We start from the raw sequence: 15,799 nt of genomic DNA, 5'->3' as shown, positions 1-15,799 counted from the left end.
CGGCCGGGAGCGCCGGCAGCTCCCGGCCGAACTCGAGCAGCAGCTGGATCTTGTCCTGGCCGTCGACCGCGGCGAAGTCGTCGACGATCTCGGCGAGGGGATCGGGCAGGCTCATGCGGGGGCGTCTCCGGGTTCCTCGCCCTTGGCGATGGGCACACGCACGGCGTTGCCCCACTCGGTCCACGAACCGTCGTAGTTGCGGACGTCCGGGTAGCCGAGCAGGTGGGTGAGCACGAACCAGGTGTGGCTCGATCGCTCGCCGATCCGGCAGTAGGCGACGACCCTCTCGTCGCGGCCGACATCGGCGTAGATCTCGTCGAGTTCGGCGCGCGACCGGAACCGTCCGTCCGGGGCCGCGGCCTTGGCCCACGGAATGGACACGGCGGTGGGGATGTGACCGCCGCGCAGCGCGCCCTCCTCCGGATAGTCGGGCATGTGGGTGCGTTCGCCGGTGTACTCCTGCGGAGACCGGACGTCCACGAGCGGGCCGTCACCGAGATGAGCGAGCACGTCGTCCTTGTACGCGCGGATCGGTGCGTCGTTCCGCGCGACCACCGGGTAGCCGCTCGTGGTCGCGACCGGGATGTCGAGGGTGGTGTCGCGGTTCTCGGAGATCCATGCGTCGCGACCACCGTCGAGCAGACGCACGTCCTCGTGACCGAACAGCGTGAACACCCAGAGGGCGTACGCGGCCCACCAGTTGGACTTGTCGCCGTAGATCACGACGGTATCGGTGCGTCGGATGCCCTTGCGATCCATGAGCGCGGCGAAGGCCTCGCCGTCGATGTAGTCGCGGGTGACGGGGTCGTTGAGATCGAGATGCCAGTCGATCTTCACCGCGCCCGGGATGTGACCGACGTCGTAGAGCAGGACGTCCTCGTCGGATTCGACGACCTTGACCTCGGGATGACCGAGGTGGGCGGAGAGCCACTCGGTGGACACGAGCCGGGTGGGATCGGCGTACGCGGAGAAGGAGGTGTTGGGATCGGGTCCGACGGGCAACGTGGCTCCTGAGGCAGTGGTGGCGGGTGCGCCGACGATTCTAGAGCGTCGGGGCGACGTCGCGCTCGCGAGCGTCGGGGCACCTCGTGCCCGGGACGGTCGGGGCACCTCGCGCGCGGGCGGGTACTACCGTCGGTGGGCGTGACGTGCAGCCGACCGACCCGTCCCGAACTCGCCTCCCGTAGCGACCTCGATCTGCTGCTGCGCCGGTTCTACGAGCGTGCGATGGTCGATCCGCTCCTCGAACCCACCTTCGAGGTCGTCGCCATCGTCGGCCTCGACGAACACCTGGTGACGGTCGGAGACTTCTGGGAGCAGATCCTGTTCCGCACCACCCGCTACGAGGGTGCCTTCGTGCCGGTGCACCGCGCCCTGCACGGCCGGTACGGGTTGACACCGGACCGGTTCGCGCGGTGGCTGCGTTTGTGGACCGACAGCGTCGACGAGTTGTTCGAGGGCACCGACGCGGAACGGGCCAAGACGAAGGCCGGTGCGATGGTCGCGGCGTTGCAGCGGTCGCTCGCGTAGCCCCCGCCACCCGCCCCGTGCGCACGGGTCAGGGGCGATTCGCGGCCCACAGCGCTGCGACGTTCGTTCCCACGTCGGTGAGCAGACCGCGGACGAGTGGCAGGCTGATTCCGATCACCGACGACGGGTCGCCGTCGATGCCCTCGATGAACCAGCCGCCGAGACCGTCGAGGGTGAACGCACCCGCCACCTGCAGCGGTTCACCGGTCGACAGGTACGCCTCGAGATCGTCGTCGGACGGGGTACCGAAGTGCACGGTGGTGCCGCGGTGGTCGGCGGCCCGCGCCACGACGGTGCCGTCGACCACCCGCAGCACACTGTGCCCGGTGAGCAGTACCGCGGACCGGCCGGCAACGGCCTTCCAGCGGGTCCGGGCGACCTCGACCGTTCCGGGTTTGCCCTGCAGGACGCCGTCGACGAGCAGCATCGAGTCGCATCCGACGACGACGAGATCATCATGGTCGGTGTCCGTCAGGGACGCCACGACGTCCGCGGCCTTCGCCTGTGCGAGCGACGTGACGACGGACTCCGGGGCCGCGTCCGGGCCGAGATCGGCGATGATCGCATCCTCGTCGACGCCCGAGACCCGGACGAGCGGGTCCACGCCGGCGCCGCGCAGCACGGACAGCCGCGCCGGCGACGCCGAGGCGAGGACCAGTCTCGGCATCGTCAGCCCAGGTTGGGGTACGAGTACGGCGAGAACGGTGCCCGCTGCCGGTGCATGCGGGTGGGGTCACCCCATGTCTCCGGCGGCTTGCCGTCGCCCTCCGGTGCCCCGGCGGATGCCGAGGCGGTCGCGAGCACGGACACGAGGGCCGCGATCTCGACATCGCTCGGGTTGCCCTTGACGATCCGGATGTCGGCCGCCGCGGGGGTGGTCTCCGGCGCAACCGACGCCGGGCCGGCCTCGGACGCGGCGTCCTCGGTGAAACCCGCGGTCACGGCGTCGAGCTCTGCGTCGGTGATGATCTGTTCCTCGGTCGTCGCGGTCACAGCGGAATGTTCCCATGCTTCTTCGGCGGGAGCGACACCATCTTGCGTTCGAGCAGTCGCAGTGCGGACACGATCTGGCCGCGGGTGTGCGACGGCGGGATGACCGCGTCGACGTAGCCGCGTTCGGCTGCGACGTACGGGTTCACCAGGGTGTCCTCGTACTCGTTCTGCAGCTCGAGGCGCAGCGCCTCGACGTCCTGACCGTTGGCTTCGGCGTCCTTGAGCTGCTTGCGGTACACGAACCCGACGGCGCCGGACGCACCCATGACCGCGATCTGCGCGGTGGGCCACGCGAGGTTGACGTCGGCACCCATGTGCTTCGAACCCATGACGTCGTATGCGCCGCCGTAGGCCTTGCGGGTGATGACCGTGATCTTCCCCACGGTCGCCTCGCCGTACGCGTAGAGCAGCTTGGCGCCGCGACGGATGATGCCGTTGTACTCCTGCTCGGTTCCGGGCAGGAAGCCGGGAACGTCGACGAGCGTGACGATGGGGACGTTGAACGCATCGCAGGTGCGCACGAATCGCGCGGCCTTCTCGGATGCGTCGATGTCCAGGCACCCCGCGAACTGCGTCGGCTGGTTCGCGACGATGCCGACGCTGCGTCCGTCGATGCGACCGAACCCGATGATGATGTTCTTGGCGCGGTCGGCCTGCACCTCGAGGAACTCGTCGTCGTCGAGCAGACGACGGATGACCTCGTGCATGTCGTACGGCTGGTTCGCCGAATCGGGCACGATCGTGTCGAGTTCGAGATCCTCGTCGGTCAGCGAATCCTCGATGGCGCCGGCGATCGGCTCGGTCGGCAGCGTGCGCGGCGCGGCGGCCTGGTTGTTCGACGGCAGGTAGGACAGCAGGTCCTTGACGTAGTCGAGGGCGTCCTGTTCGCCTTCGGCGACGTAGTGGGCGACACCGGACTTGACCATGTGGGTGTGCGCGCCACCGAGGTCCTCCATGGTGACGTCCTCACCCGTGACCGTCTTGATGACGTCGGGGCCCGTGACGAACATCTGGCTGGTCTGGTCGACCATCACCACGAAGTCGGTCAGTGCGGGGGAGTAGACGTGGCCGCCGGCGGCGGGGCCCATGATCAGCGAGATCTGCGGGATCACGCCGGAGGCCTGCACGTTGCGGTGGAAGATCTCGCCGTAGAGGCCGAGCGAGACGACACCTTCCTGGATTCGTGCGCCGGCGCCCTCGTTGATGCCGACGAGGGGGCGTCCGGTGCGCAACGCCAGGTCCATGACCTTGACGATCTTCTCGCCGTAGACCTCACCGAGGCTGCCACCGAAGACACTGGCGTCCTGGGAGAACACGCACACGTCGCGGCCGTCCACGGTGCCGTAGCCGGTGACGACACCGTCGCCGGTCGGGCGGTTGTCGGCGAGACCGAAGTTGGTGCTGCGATGCCGGGCGAGTGCGTCGAGCTCGACGAACGAACCCTCGTCGAGGAGGGCGTGGATGCGTTCGCGGGCGGTCAGCTTGCCCTTGGCGTGGACCTTCTCGATCGCAGCTTCGCCGACCGGAGCCTTGGCCTCGGCCTGGCGCTTGCGCAGATCGGCCAGCTTGCCGGCGGTGGTGTGGATATCGGGCGTACTCGCCGCCTCGGACGCGGACGGCTCCTGGACAGTGGTCATGGGCAGTCAGCTTAGCGATCGTCAAACGTGGACGCCGCACGGAGGTCCATGAGCGTTGAATCATTCAACTGAAGCTACCGACGGGTATCGATCCGGTGCCCCTCTAGGCTGGGGCGATGCGCTCGAACTCCGACACCGCACCCGCATCCGATCCGCGCGCGCCGTTCGACGTGGCGCGCCTGCGGCGCGTGCTCGTGGACACCGACCCGCACACCCCCGGCGCACCCGCCGGCGCAGGCTTCTACTCGCGTGTCGACGTGGTCGCCGAGACCGGGTCGACGAACGCCGATCTGCTGGCCGATACCTCCTCGACGGCCGGGACCCCCGTCGATCGTCGGGTGCTGCTCGCCGAGCACCAGACGGGTGGCCGAGGCCGGCACGCCCGGCCCTGGGCCGGGGTGCCGGGCGCGCAGGTGATCGTGTCGGTGCTCGTCCGCCTACCCGGCGTGGCCCTCGCCGACCTCGGCTGGCTCCCGCTGCTCACCGGGATCGCGACCGTCGACGCCGTCCGCGAGGTCACCGGGGTTCCCGCGGAGCTCAAGTGGCCCAACGATGTTCTCGTCGACGGGCGCAAGCTCGCCGGCATCCTCGTCGAGGTCGCGTCCACCTCCCCGGTCCCCACCGTCGTCTCGGGTGTCGGATTGAACGTCTCGCTGACCGAGGACGAACTGCCGGTTCCCACCGCGACGTCACTGTGGCTCGCCGGGGCCCGCGACCTCGACCGCACCCACCTGGCCGAGGCGCTGCTCGCGGCGTTCGCCGACCGGATGCGGCAGTGGGAACGGCACGGCTGGGATCCCACCGTCGCCGCCGACGCGTACCGGCAGCGCTGCAGCACCATCGGCAAACGGGTGCGGGCGATCCTGCCGGGCGACACCGAACTGCACGGTGAAGCCGTCGACATCGACGAACAGGGCCGGATCGTCATCCTCCCGGACGGCGACGGTGAACCCGTCGCGATCGCAGCCGGCGACATCACCCACCTGCGTCCCGTCTGATCCCGGCCGCGCCGGGGACCGTCGAGCATGTGCCATCGTGGGCGCATGGGATACCCGGAGGATGCCCTCGCACCCGACGAGGCGCTGCTGCTGCACCGCCATCCGCACTGGAAGATGCTGATCGCACCGGTGGTGTTGCTGCTCGTGTCCACGGCCCTCGCCGGTTACCTCCTCGGGGTGGCCGGAAGCAGACTCGAGGGCACCGCGTCGACGGTGCTGACCGTCGCCGTCGCGGTGCTGTGGATCGCAGTCCTGGCCTGGCGCTGCGTGCCGCAGGTCGTGCGCTGGCTCAGCACCCACTTCATCGTCACCGACCGCAGAGTGCTCGTGCGTCAGGGCGTGGTCACCCACACGGGTATCGACATCCCGATGGGGCGCATCAGCAACGTGCAGTTCCGGCACGGGCTCGTCGACCGGATCCTGCGTACCGGCACGCTCGTCATCGTCTCCGCGGCCGACGACCCGCTGGAGTTCGACGACATCCCCGACGTCGAGGCCGTGCACTCGCTCCTGTACCGCAACGCGTTCGACGTGCCCGGCGACGGCGGCCGAGACCGCGCGACCGGTCGGCCGGAGGACGGATCCTCCGATCACGACCGGCGACGCACGGTGTGGTGAGTGGGACGCGCGGACTCGTGACCCGGACGCAGATCCGCGCGTCCCCACCGCGCGACGGGCCCGTCGGTCCGTAATGTGGTCGACGTGACCGCAGTCCTCCTCGTCGAAGACGACGACGCCATCGCCGCGCCCCTGTCCCGCGCGCTCGGCCGCGAGGGATACGAGGTGACGGTCGAGGACAACGGGACGAGTGCCCTCGCGAGCGCCCTGTCGGGCGACTACGACCTGCTCATCCTCGACCTCGGACTGCCCGGCATGGACGGGCTCGAAGTGTGCCGGCAGTTGCGGGCCAACCGGTCCGATCTTCCGGTGCTCATGCTCACCGCGCGCACCGACGAGGTCGACTTCGTCGTGGGCCTCGACGCCGGTGCCGACGACTACGTGGGCAAACCGTTCCGGCTCGCCGAACTGATGGCGCGGGTGCGCGCCCTGCTGCGGCGCCGGGGCGGCGATTCCGAGGACGTCGTCGAGGTCTCCGACATCCGGCTCGAGCGGGCGGCGCGCCGCGTCCTGGTGAACGGCACCGAGGTGACGCTCGCGAACAAGGAGTACGAGCTGCTGCGGGTGCTCCTCGAACACGCGGGGCAGGTCGTCTCCCGCGACGAGATCCTCGAGGAAGTGTGGGGCGACGTCGAGCTCCGCGGGTCGAAGACACTCGACATGCACATGTCGTGGTTGCGCAGGAAGATCGGCGACGAGGGCCCGGCCGGTGAACGGCGCATCGCCACGGTGCGCGGCGTCGGATTCCGGCTCAACGCCGACTGACGGGGACCGCGATGCGCAACCGCATCCTCAACGCAGTCCTCGCCACGATGCTGCTCGTGGCACTGCTTCTCGGGCTACCGCTCGCCTACACCGCCTACCTGTTCGTGGAGGACACCGCTCGCCGCGACATGCAGGAACGGCTCGGTCGGATGTCCGAGGAGATCATCGCGCAGGAGGGCAGCGACGGTCTCGTCGTCGGTGGCCTCGACACCAGCACTGTGCGTCTGCTCGTCCCCGACGACGGACGTGTCGTCGTGGTGTATCCCACCCCGGAGAACGAGGCGGCGCGGCTCGACATCGGGGCGGGGGTCGTGATGGATCCGCTCGTCGAATCCCTGTCGATGGGCACATCGGGTTCGCTACGCATGGAGATTCCCGGTGAGAGGGTGCGTACGCTGCAACACCAGGTTCTCGGCGGCGTGACCCTGCTGGTGCTGCTCTCGGTCGTCGTGGGGGCGCTCGTGGCGGTCGCGACGGCACGGCGCCTGTCCGACCCGCTGCGGGAGGTCGCGGGCCGCGCGGCGCGGCTGGCGCGCGGCGACTTCCGGACGGTGCCGCAGCGATACGGGATCGTCGAGCTGGATCGGGTGTCGGATGTGCTGGACTCGGCGGCCGAGGAGATCGCCGGCCGATTGCAGCGTGAGCACGCGCTCGTCGGTGACGTGTCGCATCAACTCCGGTCGCGGATGACGGCGATCCGGTTGCGGCTCGACGAGCTGTCCGCGCACCGCGATCCGGCGGTCGTGGAGGAGGCGGACGCTGCGATGGCGCAGGTGGACAGGCTCACCACCGCGATCGACGACCTCGTGCGACAGTCCCGCGCCAGCGGGGCCGAACTGCGCACCGAGGTGTCGGTGGTGGGTGAGCTGGCCGGGGTGATCGCCGACTGGCGGGGCCGCTACCACGACGAGTCACGTGATCTGGTGCTGCGCGGTGACCCGTCGCTGCGATCGTCGGTGACGGCGCCGCGGCTGCGGGAGGCGGCCGCGGTACTCGTGGACAACGCGCTCGTACACGGCGGGGGCACCTGCACCGTGTCGGTCCGTCGGGTCACGACCCGCGGCGACGCGACGGTGTGCGTGGAGGTCGCCGACGAGGGGGAGGGTGTGAGCGACGAACTGGCACCGCACGTCTTCGATCGGGGGGTCTCCGGTGGTGGATCGACCGGGGTGGGGCTGGCGTTGGCGCGGGCGCTGACGGAGGCCGACGGCGGCCGACTCGAACTGCAGCGTCGTCGGCCGGCGTTGTTCGCGATGTTCCTGGGCACCGCGCGCGAGCGGGTCGCGGTCCTGCCGGACGGGGTCCGCGAACCACGGTGAGCCCGGTGTGTTCCGCGGCGGTGTGGTCAGGCGCGGTCGAGGTCTTCTTCGGCGAGTTCGTCGACGTCGGTGGTCTCCGACGCGGTCTCCTCGGGGAAGACGAAGCGGCGGAAGCAGTAGAACCGGAAGATCATCTGCAGCAGGTTGCCGATGATGTAGGCGCTGATGAAGTCGGCGATGTTCTCGACGGTGAGACTGACCTCGGGCACACGCAGGTTGAACACGTAGCTGGAGATCCACAGCGGGATGAAGCTCAGCACCACGCCGATACCGCTGACGAAGAAGAAGAGGAATGCCTCGTGGGCCCGTTCGCGCCCACCGCGGTTCTTGAACGACCACTCGCGGTTGAGGATGTACGAGCAGATCACCGCGATGACGCCGGCGATGATCTTCGCGGTCACCGGTTTCTCTTCGAGGACCGTGAGCTTGAGGGTGTAGAAGATCCCCGAGTCGATGACGAACGTGGTGCCCCCGACGATCGCGAACTTGATCAGCTCGCGGTGACGGATCAGTAGTTCCCGCGCGGGTGCGGGTACTCGGCTCAGGACATCATCGACGACGGACACTCGGTCGAGTCTACGAAACCGCGCACGTATTGCGCGCATCGGACGAAAATTTTCAGAATTACCACAGGAAGGTGACGATTCGGAATTCTCCTCCCGAATCTTTCCGAAACAGCCCGGATCGACGCGGTGAAACGGATCGGGTCGCACGTTCGGACCGGCCCGAGCCGACGCATCGGACCGCGCCGAACGGGGGCGGACGCCGACTGTGACACCATGGACAGCCGTGACGGCTACACCTGATTCACCCTCCCGCCCCGAACCCACGCGTTCGCTGACCACCACGATGCCGGTGGTCACGATGATCGGTGGCGGTCAGCTCGCACGCATGACCCATCAGGCGGCGATCGCGTTGGGGCAGACACTGCGGGTACTCGCCGCGGACACCGACGAACCGGCGGCCCAGGTCAGCCCCGACGTGGTCCTCGGCAGCCACAACGACCTCGACGCACTGCGCCGCGCCGCGACCGGCGCACACGCGCTGACGTTCGACCACGAAGGCGTGCCCACCGAACACCTCGAGGTGTTGCAGCGTGAAGGTGTGGCGGTGCTCCCGCCACCGCAGGCCCTGATCCACGCGCAGGACAAGATCGTCATGCGTAAGCGGCTCGGTGAGCTCGGCGCACCGATGCCGAAGTTCGCGGAGATCACCTCCGTCGACGACATCGTGACGGCCCGCGAGCACCTGGGGTGGCCGTTCGTGCTCAAGGCTGCGCGCGGCGGGTACGACGGCCGGGGGGTGTGGATCGTCGAGGACGCCGACGAACTGGCCGGGATCGTCGCCGACCAGCTCGGACGTGATGTGCCGCTGCTCGCCGAGGAGAAGGTCGAGTGGCGCCGCGAGCTCTCCGCGATGGTCGCGCGGTCCCCGTTCGGGCAGGGCGCCAGCTGGCCCGTCGTCGAGACGGTGCAGCGCGACGGTCAGTGCTCCGTGGTGATCGCGCCCGCCCCGGACCTGCCCGCCGACGTGTCCGCCGCCGCGGAGCAGCTCGCGTTGCGCATCGCCGGTGAGCTCGGTGTCGTCGGGGTGATGGCCGTCGAACTGTTCGAGACACGGACCGGGGAACTGATCGTCAACGAACTCGCGATGCGTCCACACAATTCGGGTCACTGGGGCATGGACGGTGCCCGCACCGGCCAGTTCGAACAGCACCTGCGTGCCGTCCTGGACTATCCGCTCGGCGACACGACCCCGCTCGCCCCGGTGACGGTGATGGCCAACGTGCTCGGTGCCCCCGAAGCGCCCGCCATGAGCATGGACGAGCGGTTGCACCACCTGTTCGCCCGCATGCCCGACGTGCACGTGCACCTGTACGGCAAGGGCGAACGCAAGGACCGCAAGATCGGGCACGTCAACGTGCTGGGTGATCCCTCGGGTTCGCTCGACGACGCGGCGTACGTCGCCGCGGTACGGGAGCGGGCGGAACGCGCGGCGCACTGGCTCGCGCACGCGCAATGGACCGATGGCTGGAACGAACACACGGGAGAGAAGCGGTGACCGACACCACACGGGGCGCGCAGGTCGGCCTGATCATGGGCAGTGACTCGGACTGGCCGACGATGGAGGCCGCCGCCGAGGCGCTTGCCGAGTTCGGGATCCGGTTCGAGGTCGGGGTCGTCTCCGCGCATCGCACCCCGCAACGCATGCTCGATTACGCGCGCACTGCCGCGGACCGCGGCATCAAGGTCATCATCGCGGGGGCGGGTGGCGCTGCACACCTGCCCGGGATGGTCGCGTCGGCGACGGCACTGCCGGTGATCGGCGTGCCCGTTCCGTTGAAGTACCTCGACGGCATGGACTCGCTGTTGTCGATCGTGCAGATGCCCGCCGGTGTCCCGGTCGCGACCGTGTCGATCGGTGGGGCCCGCAATGCGGGTCTGCTGGCCGCGCGGATCCTCGGCGCGAGCGACACGGCGCTGCGGGAGCGGATGGAACTGTTCCAGGCCGGTCTCGAGAAGATGGTGCTCGACAAGGACGAAGCGCTGCGGCAGAAGCTGCTCGGCTGACGGACCGCGCCGTGGCATCGAGGACCCCGTTCGAGCGGTGGCACCGCTGGAGCCGCACCCACGTACCCGCCGTCGATGCGGTCTGGTCCGGTCTGCTCACCGCCTTCGGTCTCGCCGTGACCGTGGGTTCCGGCGGGTCGGGGGTCGATGCCGGCTTCGTACTCGGTCTGTGCGTGCCGCTCGCGTGGCGCCGTACCCGGCCGGTGGTCGCGGGAGCGGTCGTCGCCGCGGTCGCGTTCGTTCACCTCGCGGTGCTGCCGGAGATGTCGCCGGTGGCACCGTTCGCCGTGCCCACGGCGATCTACGCGCTTGCGGCCTACGCGCCGCGACGGGTCGCCGTCGGTGCGCTCGCCCTGGCGATGATCGGCGGCGCACTGGCCGGTGTGCGTTACTTCGGGGACTACGAGGGGCGCACCCGCACGGACATGGTCGTGTCGGCGACGACGGTCGGGTTGTTCGTCGCCGGTGTATGGGCGTTCGGCCGGATGCGTGGCCTGCGGGTGCGGGAGGTCGAGGCGCTCACCGAGCGCAACAGGCTGCTCGAGGTGGAGCGTGTCAAGGAGGCGGAACTCGCTGCGACGCAGGAGCGCACGCGCATAGCCCGCGAGATGCACGACATCGTCGCGCACTCGTTGACGGCGATCATCGCGCAGGCGGACGGTGGCCGGTACGTCGCCACCTCCGATCCGTCGGCCGCGGTCGGTGCGCTGTCCACGATCTCCGACACGGGTCGCCGCGCGCTCACGGACATGCGGTCGCTGCTGTCGGTGTTGCGCGACGACGACCGGCGGGAGTTCACCACGACACCGGGCGTCCGCGAGATCGGTGTGCTCGTCGACCGGATGCGCGCGAGCGGTCTCGACGTGACGTACACCGTCACCGGGGATCCACGGGAGATCACCGCCGGACCGGGACTCTCGGTGTACCGGATCGTGCAGGAATCCTTGACGAACGTGCTCAAGCACGCGGGACCGCGCGCGCTCACCGCCGTCACGTTGACGTGGCGGCCCGACACGGTGACCGTGGAGATCGTCGACGACGGCCGCGGCGCCGCGGCGCTGGTCGAATCCCGCCCGGGCGGACAGGGGCTGACGGGCATCGAGGAACGCGCCCGCCTGCACGGTGGTCGTGCGCTGACCGGTCCGCGACCGGGCGGTGGGTTCCGGGTCCGCGCCGAGATCCCCGTCGAAGCACCGAGGTCCCCGTCGAAGCACCGAGATCCTGGGCAGGCGACGTGACCGAACCCGCTCCGCCCATCCGTGTCGCGCTCGTCGACGATCAGCAACTCGTGCGAGCCGGCTTCCGTATGGTGCTCGAATCGCAGTCGGACATCGTCGTCGTCGCCGAATCATCGGACGGTGCAGCCGCACTCGACGATCTGGCGCGGGTCGATGTCGACGTCGTCCTGATGGACGTGCAGATGCCGCGTGTCGACGGGATCACCGCGACACGCACCTTGCTCACCGCACCTGCTGCGCCGAAGGTGGTGGTGCTCACCACCTTCGACAACGACGACTACGTGATGCAGGCGATCGCCGCGGGTGCGAGCGGGTTCCTGCTCAAGGACGCGCCGCCGGAGGAACTGCTCGCCGCCGTGCGCACCGTTCACCGCGGTGACGCGGTGATGGCTCCGCGCGCGACACGTCGTCTGCTGCAGCATGTCTCGCCGCTGCTCGGGAGGATCGCATCGTCGGTCCCGCCGAGGGCGGAGGAGACCGACCTGACCCCGCGTGAACTCGAGGTGCTCACCGCGATGGCGCACGGCCTGACGAACGGCGAGATCGCCGAACGATTCGTGTTGTCGGAGGCCACGGTCAAGACGCATGTCGGGCGGGTACTCGCGAAGACCGGATCCCGCGACCGCGTGCAGGCTGTGCTGTTCGCGTTCCGCGCCGGGTTGGTTCGACCGGACGACCTCCTCGGCTCGGGCGGATAGGCCCGGGGACGGATACGGGTCCTACCGGGGTATGACACGGTCGCGGACGAGGATCGCACCGCGCTCCGATGTGTCGGCGCCGCCGCCTTCGTAGCGTCGACTCATGACTTCGACCAGTGTTTTCGTACCGGCCTGCTCGGCCCGGGAAGTGGTCCGTGTGTACGGCAGCGGCGCCGCCGAGGTGCGGGCCCTGAGCGGTGTGTCCGTCGCGTTCGAGCGGGGACGTTTCACCGCGATCATGGGGCCGTCCGGCTCCGGTAAGTCCACGCTCATGCACGTGCTCGCAGGACTGGACCGGGTCGACGGCGGCAGCGTCGTGCTCCACGGTGACTCCGGTCGTGCCGACGTCGAGATCGGTGCGGCCTCCGACGACGTGCTCACCGCGCTGCGGCGCGACCGGATCGGCTTCGTCTTCCAGGCCTTCAACCTGCTTCCGGTGCTCACCGCCCGCGACAACATGCTGCTGCCGTTGCGCCTCGCGGGCACCGAACCCGCGGAGGGGTGGTTCGCGGAAGTGGTCGGGCGGCTCGGTCTCACCGATCGCCTCGACCACCGCCCGCACGAGATGTCCGGTGGTCAACAGCAGCGGGTCGCGGTGGCGCGGGCGTTGTTGCCGCAGCCCGACGTGATCTTCGCGGACGAGCCCACCGGCAACCTCGATTCGCATGCCGGCGCCGAGGTACTGGCATTGCTGCGGTCGAGCGTGCGCGAGATGGGGCAGACCGTGGTGATGGTGACGCACGACCCGGTGGCGGCGTCGTACTCGGATCGGGTGGTGCTGCTCGCCGACGGCAGGCTCGCGGGAGAGATCCCGCATCCGACGGCCGATACCGTCCTCGACGCGATGCGGGAACTCGGTGCGCCGGTGGTGACGCGATGAGACACCTGGTCCTGGCGCAGGTCCGTGCTCACCGCGGCCGATACGTCGCATCGGCGGTCGCGGTGCTCGTGGCCGTCGCGTTCGTCGTCACCACCCTCGTCCTCGGCGACACGATCAACTCGTCGATCACGAAATCGACTGCAGCACAGTACGAAGGCGTGTCGGCAGTGGTGACCGCCGGTGATTCGGGTCTCGACGCGGACGCGCTGACCGCCGCGGTGTCGGCGACGCCGGGCATGACCGACGTCGCTCTGGACACCACCGGGGCCGTCCGTGTCACCGGTACCGACGGGCCACCCGCATACGGCACCGCGACGTCGATCGCGACAGACGGTGCTCTGCGCTGGCAACGACTGTCGCAGGGGCGGATGCCCGCCGCCGTCGGTGAAGTGGCGGTCGGGTCGTCGTCGAGCCATGTCGTCGGTGACGTGCTCACGCTGTCCGGTGCGGACGACGCGGCCACCCCGGTGACGGTGACCGTCGTGGGCGTCGTCGACCTCACCGGTTCCCCGGATGCCCTGGATTCCGGCCTGCTGTTCGGTGAGGTGGACCAGGTCCGCCGGTGGATCGGGGGCGACGGAGACTGGCAGCTGCGGGTGCTCGGCAGCGACGCCGTCGACGCGGTCGCGGCGGCCGTGCCCGGTGTCGACGTCGTCTCGGGTCCGGATCGGGCCACCGCGGTCGCCGACGCGCACATCGGGGATGTCGCGTTGCTGCGCAACATCCTGCTGTGCTTCGCCGCGATCGCCGTGGTCGTCGCGGGCCTGGTCATCGCGAACACCTTCGCGGTGCTGCTCGCCGCGCGCACCCGTGAACTCGCACTGATGCGGTGCGTCGGTGTGTCCGCGCGGCAGGTGCGTCGCAGCGTCGGCAGCGAAGCGCTCGTCGTCGGATTCGTGTCCGCCCTGCTCGGTGTCGTCGCCGGTGTCGCACTGGCGGCCGCGGTCGTCGCCGCGGCCCGCGCCGCGGCCGTGCCGCTGCCGTTGACATCGATCGCCGTCACGCCCGCGACCGTGATCGCCGGGCTGATGCTCGGGACGGCCGTGACGGTGTGCGCGGCCGGTGGTCCGGCGCGCGCGGCGACCCGGGTGCCGGCGCTGGCGGCGTTGCATCCGCTCGAGACGCAGCCCGAGCCCGTCGCCGGGTCGTGGCTGCGGCGGATCGCGGCGGCGGTGACGATCGGCGGTGGTGTGGTGCTCCTCGGGGTCGGTGTCGCGACGGCCGACGTTCTGGTCGCGTGTCCCGGTGGGTTGCTCGTGTTCGTCGGGGTGGTGTTGGCGTCGCGGCGGCTGGTTCCGGCGGCCGTGGGTGCGCTCGGTGCTGCTGTCGCGCGGTTCGGTGGGCCGGTGGCGTCGCTCGCCGCCGGGAACGCACGCCGCAATCCGCGCCGAACCGCGTCCACCGCGACCGCGCTGTTCATCGGGGTGACGCTCACGTCCACGATCGTGGTGGGTATCGGCACGTTGAAAGCGGGTGCGCCCGCAGTGATCGACGAGAACTTTCCCGTCGACGTGGCGGTGACGTCGTCGTCCGGGGAGATCACGTCGTCCGCGGTGGGGCGGTTCGCGGAGGTCGACGGAGTGAGCGCGGCGACGGCGGTCGCCACCGCCGACATCGCGATCGGGGAAACCGAATTCTCCGTGCGGGGAGTCGATCCGGCGTCGGCGGAGGCCACCGTGCGCGACGAGGTGCTGTTTCCGGGACCCGGCACGATCGTGGTGGAACCCGAACTCGCGGAGACACTGGGCGTGTCCGACGGCGAGCGCGTCACCGTCGACGGAGGGGCCGGCTCGATGGCGTCGACGGTCCGGGTGTCCGAGCGTGGCGTCGACATGCTCGACATCGCGGATCTACGCGGGATCGCGGGGGCGGTGCGATCCGACACGGTGTGGCTGCGGTTGGCGGACGGACTGTCGGACGCGGAACTGGTCGCGGTGACGGACGAGTTGTCGCGGGTGGCCGCGGACACGGTACCGGGAGCCGACGTCGTGGGTGCGGTCGCGATGCGGCAGATGCTCGGCAAGGTGCTCGACACGATGCTCCTGATCGTCGGTGGATTGCTGTCGGTGGCGGTGCTGATCGCGTTGATCGGCGTCGGCAACACCATGGCGTTGTCGGTGCTCGAACGTCGGCGGGAGACCGGCGTGCTGCGGGCGGTCGGCCTGTCGCGCGCGGGTGTGCGGAACCTCCTGATCGGGGAGGCGGTGATCATCGCGGGTGTCGCGTCGGCGCTGGGTGTTCTGCTCGGCCTGGTGCTCGGTGCGGCGGGTACCGCGTCAGTGGTCGGTGCGTCGCATGTCGGTCTCGGTGCGGTGCCGTGGCTGCAGCTGGTCGCGATCGTGCTCGCGGGTGGCGCAGCGGGGGTGATCGCCTCCGTGCTGCCGGCGCGGCGCGCGAGCAGGATCCCGCCGGTTGCGGCGTTGGCCGCCCTCACCTGATCCGCCACCCCACCCGTGCGCGTTTTGCAGGTACAGCAGCGGCAGCACCTCGGACACCGGGGTGGACTTGCGGGCCCAGGCCGGCAGGATCGACGAGGCGAACTTCTTGCGTGTG

The 15,799-nt window shown here is 69.9% G+C and carries 16 protein-coding genes and 1 pseudogene; 11 read left to right on the top strand and 6 right to left on the bottom strand.

From position 1 onward, the window contains the following. Together LDQ05_RS16950 and LDQ05_RS16945 are read right to left on the bottom strand one after the other, a co-directional pair. Positions 1–115, bottom strand: a pseudogene (locus tag LDQ05_RS16950) (cysteine desulfuration protein SufE); the annotation flags it as partial. Continuing rightward, entirely contained in the window at positions 112–1,002 is an 891-nt protein-coding gene (locus tag LDQ05_RS16945; RefSeq protein ID WP_226438124.1) for a sulfurtransferase, read from the bottom strand. The pseudogene LDQ05_RS16950 and the gene LDQ05_RS16945, both read right to left, overlap by 4 nt. Positions 1,003–1,143: 141 nt before the next feature. Between LDQ05_RS16945 and LDQ05_RS16940 the strand changes: the two genes are divergently transcribed. Further along, positions 1,144–1,530, top strand: coding sequence for a group III truncated hemoglobin (locus LDQ05_RS16940; RefSeq protein WP_226438123.1), 387 nt, complete (start codon positions 1,144–1,146; stop codon positions 1,528–1,530). Positions 1,531–1,558: 28 nt separating this feature from the next. Here LDQ05_RS16940 and LDQ05_RS16935 read toward each other — a convergent pair whose 3' ends face one another. The 3 genes from LDQ05_RS16935 to LDQ05_RS16925 are packed head-to-tail and all read right to left on the bottom strand — an operon-like array spanning position 1,559 to position 4,160. Continuing rightward, a complete protein-coding gene (locus LDQ05_RS16935) occupies positions 1,559–2,197 on the bottom strand; it encodes a Maf family protein (RefSeq protein WP_226438122.1) in 639 nt (212 codons plus the stop codon). Positions 2,198–2,199: 2 nt separating this feature from the next. Continuing rightward, positions 2,200–2,523: an acyl-CoA carboxylase subunit epsilon gene (locus tag LDQ05_RS16930; protein ID WP_226438121.1), complete on the bottom strand. Its 324-nt coding sequence runs from the start codon at positions 2,521–2,523 to the stop codon at positions 2,200–2,202. Further along, positions 2,520–4,160, bottom strand: coding sequence for an acyl-CoA carboxylase subunit beta (locus LDQ05_RS16925; RefSeq protein WP_226438120.1), 1,641 nt, complete (start codon positions 4,158–4,160; stop codon positions 2,520–2,522). The genes LDQ05_RS16930 and LDQ05_RS16925 overlap by 4 nt, the downstream gene beginning before the upstream one ends. 116 nt (positions 4,161–4,276) lie before the next feature. On the opposite strand from LDQ05_RS16925, the gene LDQ05_RS16920 reads away from it, so the two are divergent. The 4 genes from LDQ05_RS16920 (at position 4,277) to LDQ05_RS16905 (ending at position 7,860) form a co-directional block, all read left to right on the top strand. Continuing rightward, the gene (locus LDQ05_RS16920) at positions 4,277–5,158 is read left to right on the top strand and encodes a biotin--[acetyl-CoA-carboxylase] ligase (protein ID WP_226438119.1); all 882 of its coding nucleotides are present in this window, start codon (positions 4,277–4,279) and stop codon (positions 5,156–5,158) included. A gap of 45 nt (positions 5,159–5,203) precedes the next feature. Further along, positions 5,204–5,776, top strand: coding sequence for a PH domain-containing protein (locus LDQ05_RS16915; protein WP_226438118.1), 573 nt, complete (start codon positions 5,204–5,206; stop codon positions 5,774–5,776). 84 nt (positions 5,777–5,860) lie between these two features. Continuing rightward, positions 5,861–6,541, top strand: a complete 681-nt coding sequence (locus tag LDQ05_RS16910; RefSeq protein ID WP_226438117.1) for a response regulator transcription factor — start codon at positions 5,861–5,863, stop codon at positions 6,539–6,541. An 11-nt stretch (positions 6,542–6,552) separates the two neighbouring features. After that, positions 6,553–7,860 (top strand): sensor histidine kinase, encoded by a 1,308-nt coding sequence (locus LDQ05_RS16905; RefSeq protein WP_226438116.1) that lies wholly within the window; start codon positions 6,553–6,555, stop codon positions 7,858–7,860. A gap of 26 nt (positions 7,861–7,886) precedes the next feature. Here the strand turns inward: LDQ05_RS16905 and LDQ05_RS16900 are convergent, their stop codons facing one another. Then, positions 7,887–8,426 carry a GtrA family protein gene (locus tag LDQ05_RS16900; protein WP_226438115.1) on the bottom strand — a complete coding sequence of 180 codons (540 nt, stop codon included), beginning with the start codon at positions 8,424–8,426 and terminating at the stop codon, positions 7,887–7,889. Positions 8,427–8,649: 223 nt separating this feature from the next. Between LDQ05_RS16900 and LDQ05_RS16895 the strand changes: the two genes are divergently transcribed. From LDQ05_RS16895 to LDQ05_RS16870, 6 genes are all read left to right on the top strand, one after another. Then, positions 8,650–9,921 carry a 5-(carboxyamino)imidazole ribonucleotide synthase gene (locus LDQ05_RS16895; RefSeq protein WP_372461144.1) on the top strand — a complete coding sequence of 424 codons (1,272 nt, stop codon included), beginning with the start codon at positions 8,650–8,652 and terminating at the stop codon, positions 9,919–9,921. Next, positions 9,879–10,430: a 5-(carboxyamino)imidazole ribonucleotide mutase gene (gene purE / locus LDQ05_RS16890; RefSeq protein WP_287221506.1), complete on the top strand. Its 552-nt coding sequence runs from the start codon at positions 9,879–9,881 to the stop codon at positions 10,428–10,430. Before LDQ05_RS16895 ends, purE begins: the two co-directional genes overlap by 43 nt. Before the next feature lie 11 nt (positions 10,431–10,441). Further along, a complete protein-coding gene (locus LDQ05_RS19880) occupies positions 10,442–11,668 on the top strand; it encodes a sensor histidine kinase (protein WP_226438114.1) in 1,227 nt (408 codons plus the stop codon). After that, a complete protein-coding gene (locus LDQ05_RS16880; RefSeq protein WP_226438113.1) occupies positions 11,665–12,366 on the top strand; it encodes a response regulator in 702 nt (233 codons plus the stop codon). The genes LDQ05_RS19880 and LDQ05_RS16880 overlap by 4 nt, the downstream gene beginning before the upstream one ends. Before the next feature lie 103 nt (positions 12,367–12,469). Continuing rightward, positions 12,470–13,246: an ABC transporter ATP-binding protein gene (locus LDQ05_RS16875; RefSeq protein WP_226438112.1), complete on the top strand. Its 777-nt coding sequence runs from the start codon at positions 12,470–12,472 to the stop codon at positions 13,244–13,246. Further along, entirely contained in the window at positions 13,243–15,684 is a 2,442-nt protein-coding gene (locus LDQ05_RS16870) for an FtsX-like permease family protein (protein ID WP_226438111.1), read from the top strand. Before LDQ05_RS16875 ends, LDQ05_RS16870 begins: the two co-directional genes overlap by 4 nt. Positions 15,685–15,799: the final 115 nt, after the last annotated feature.

The sequence above is a fragment of the Rhodococcus yananensis genome (assembly GCF_020515525.1).
In the GTDB taxonomy this organism is placed as follows: domain Bacteria; phylum Actinomycetota; class Actinomycetes; order Mycobacteriales; family Mycobacteriaceae; genus Rhodococcus; species Rhodococcus yananensis.
This window is presented reverse-complemented; position numbering and strand designations above follow the sequence as displayed.

Bases quoted from the DNA above. Each gene is read 5' to 3' on its own strand.
- LDQ05_RS16935 (WP_226438122.1), bottom strand. From the start codon at position 2,197: ATGCCGAGACTGGTCCTCGCCTCGGCGTCGCCGGCGCGGCTGTCCGTG.
- LDQ05_RS16925 (WP_226438120.1), bottom strand. From the start codon at position 4,160: ATGACCACTGTCCAGGAGCCGTCCGCGTCCGAGGCGGCGAGTACGCCC.
- LDQ05_RS16920 (WP_226438119.1), top strand. From the start codon at position 4,277: ATGCGCTCGAACTCCGACACCGCACCCGCATCCGATCCGCGCGCGCCG.
- LDQ05_RS16915 (WP_226438118.1), top strand. From the start codon at position 5,204: ATGGGATACCCGGAGGATGCCCTCGCACCCGACGAGGCGCTGCTGCTG.
- LDQ05_RS16905 (WP_226438116.1), top strand. From the start codon at position 6,553: ATGCGCAACCGCATCCTCAACGCAGTCCTCGCCACGATGCTGCTCGTG.
- purE (WP_287221506.1), top strand. From the start codon at position 9,879: ATGGACCGATGGCTGGAACGAACACACGGGAGAGAAGCGGTGACCGAC.
- LDQ05_RS16875 (WP_226438112.1), top strand. From the start codon at position 12,470: ATGACTTCGACCAGTGTTTTCGTACCGGCCTGCTCGGCCCGGGAAGTG.
- LDQ05_RS16870 (WP_226438111.1), top strand. From the start codon at position 13,243: ATGAGACACCTGGTCCTGGCGCAGGTCCGTGCTCACCGCGGCCGATAC.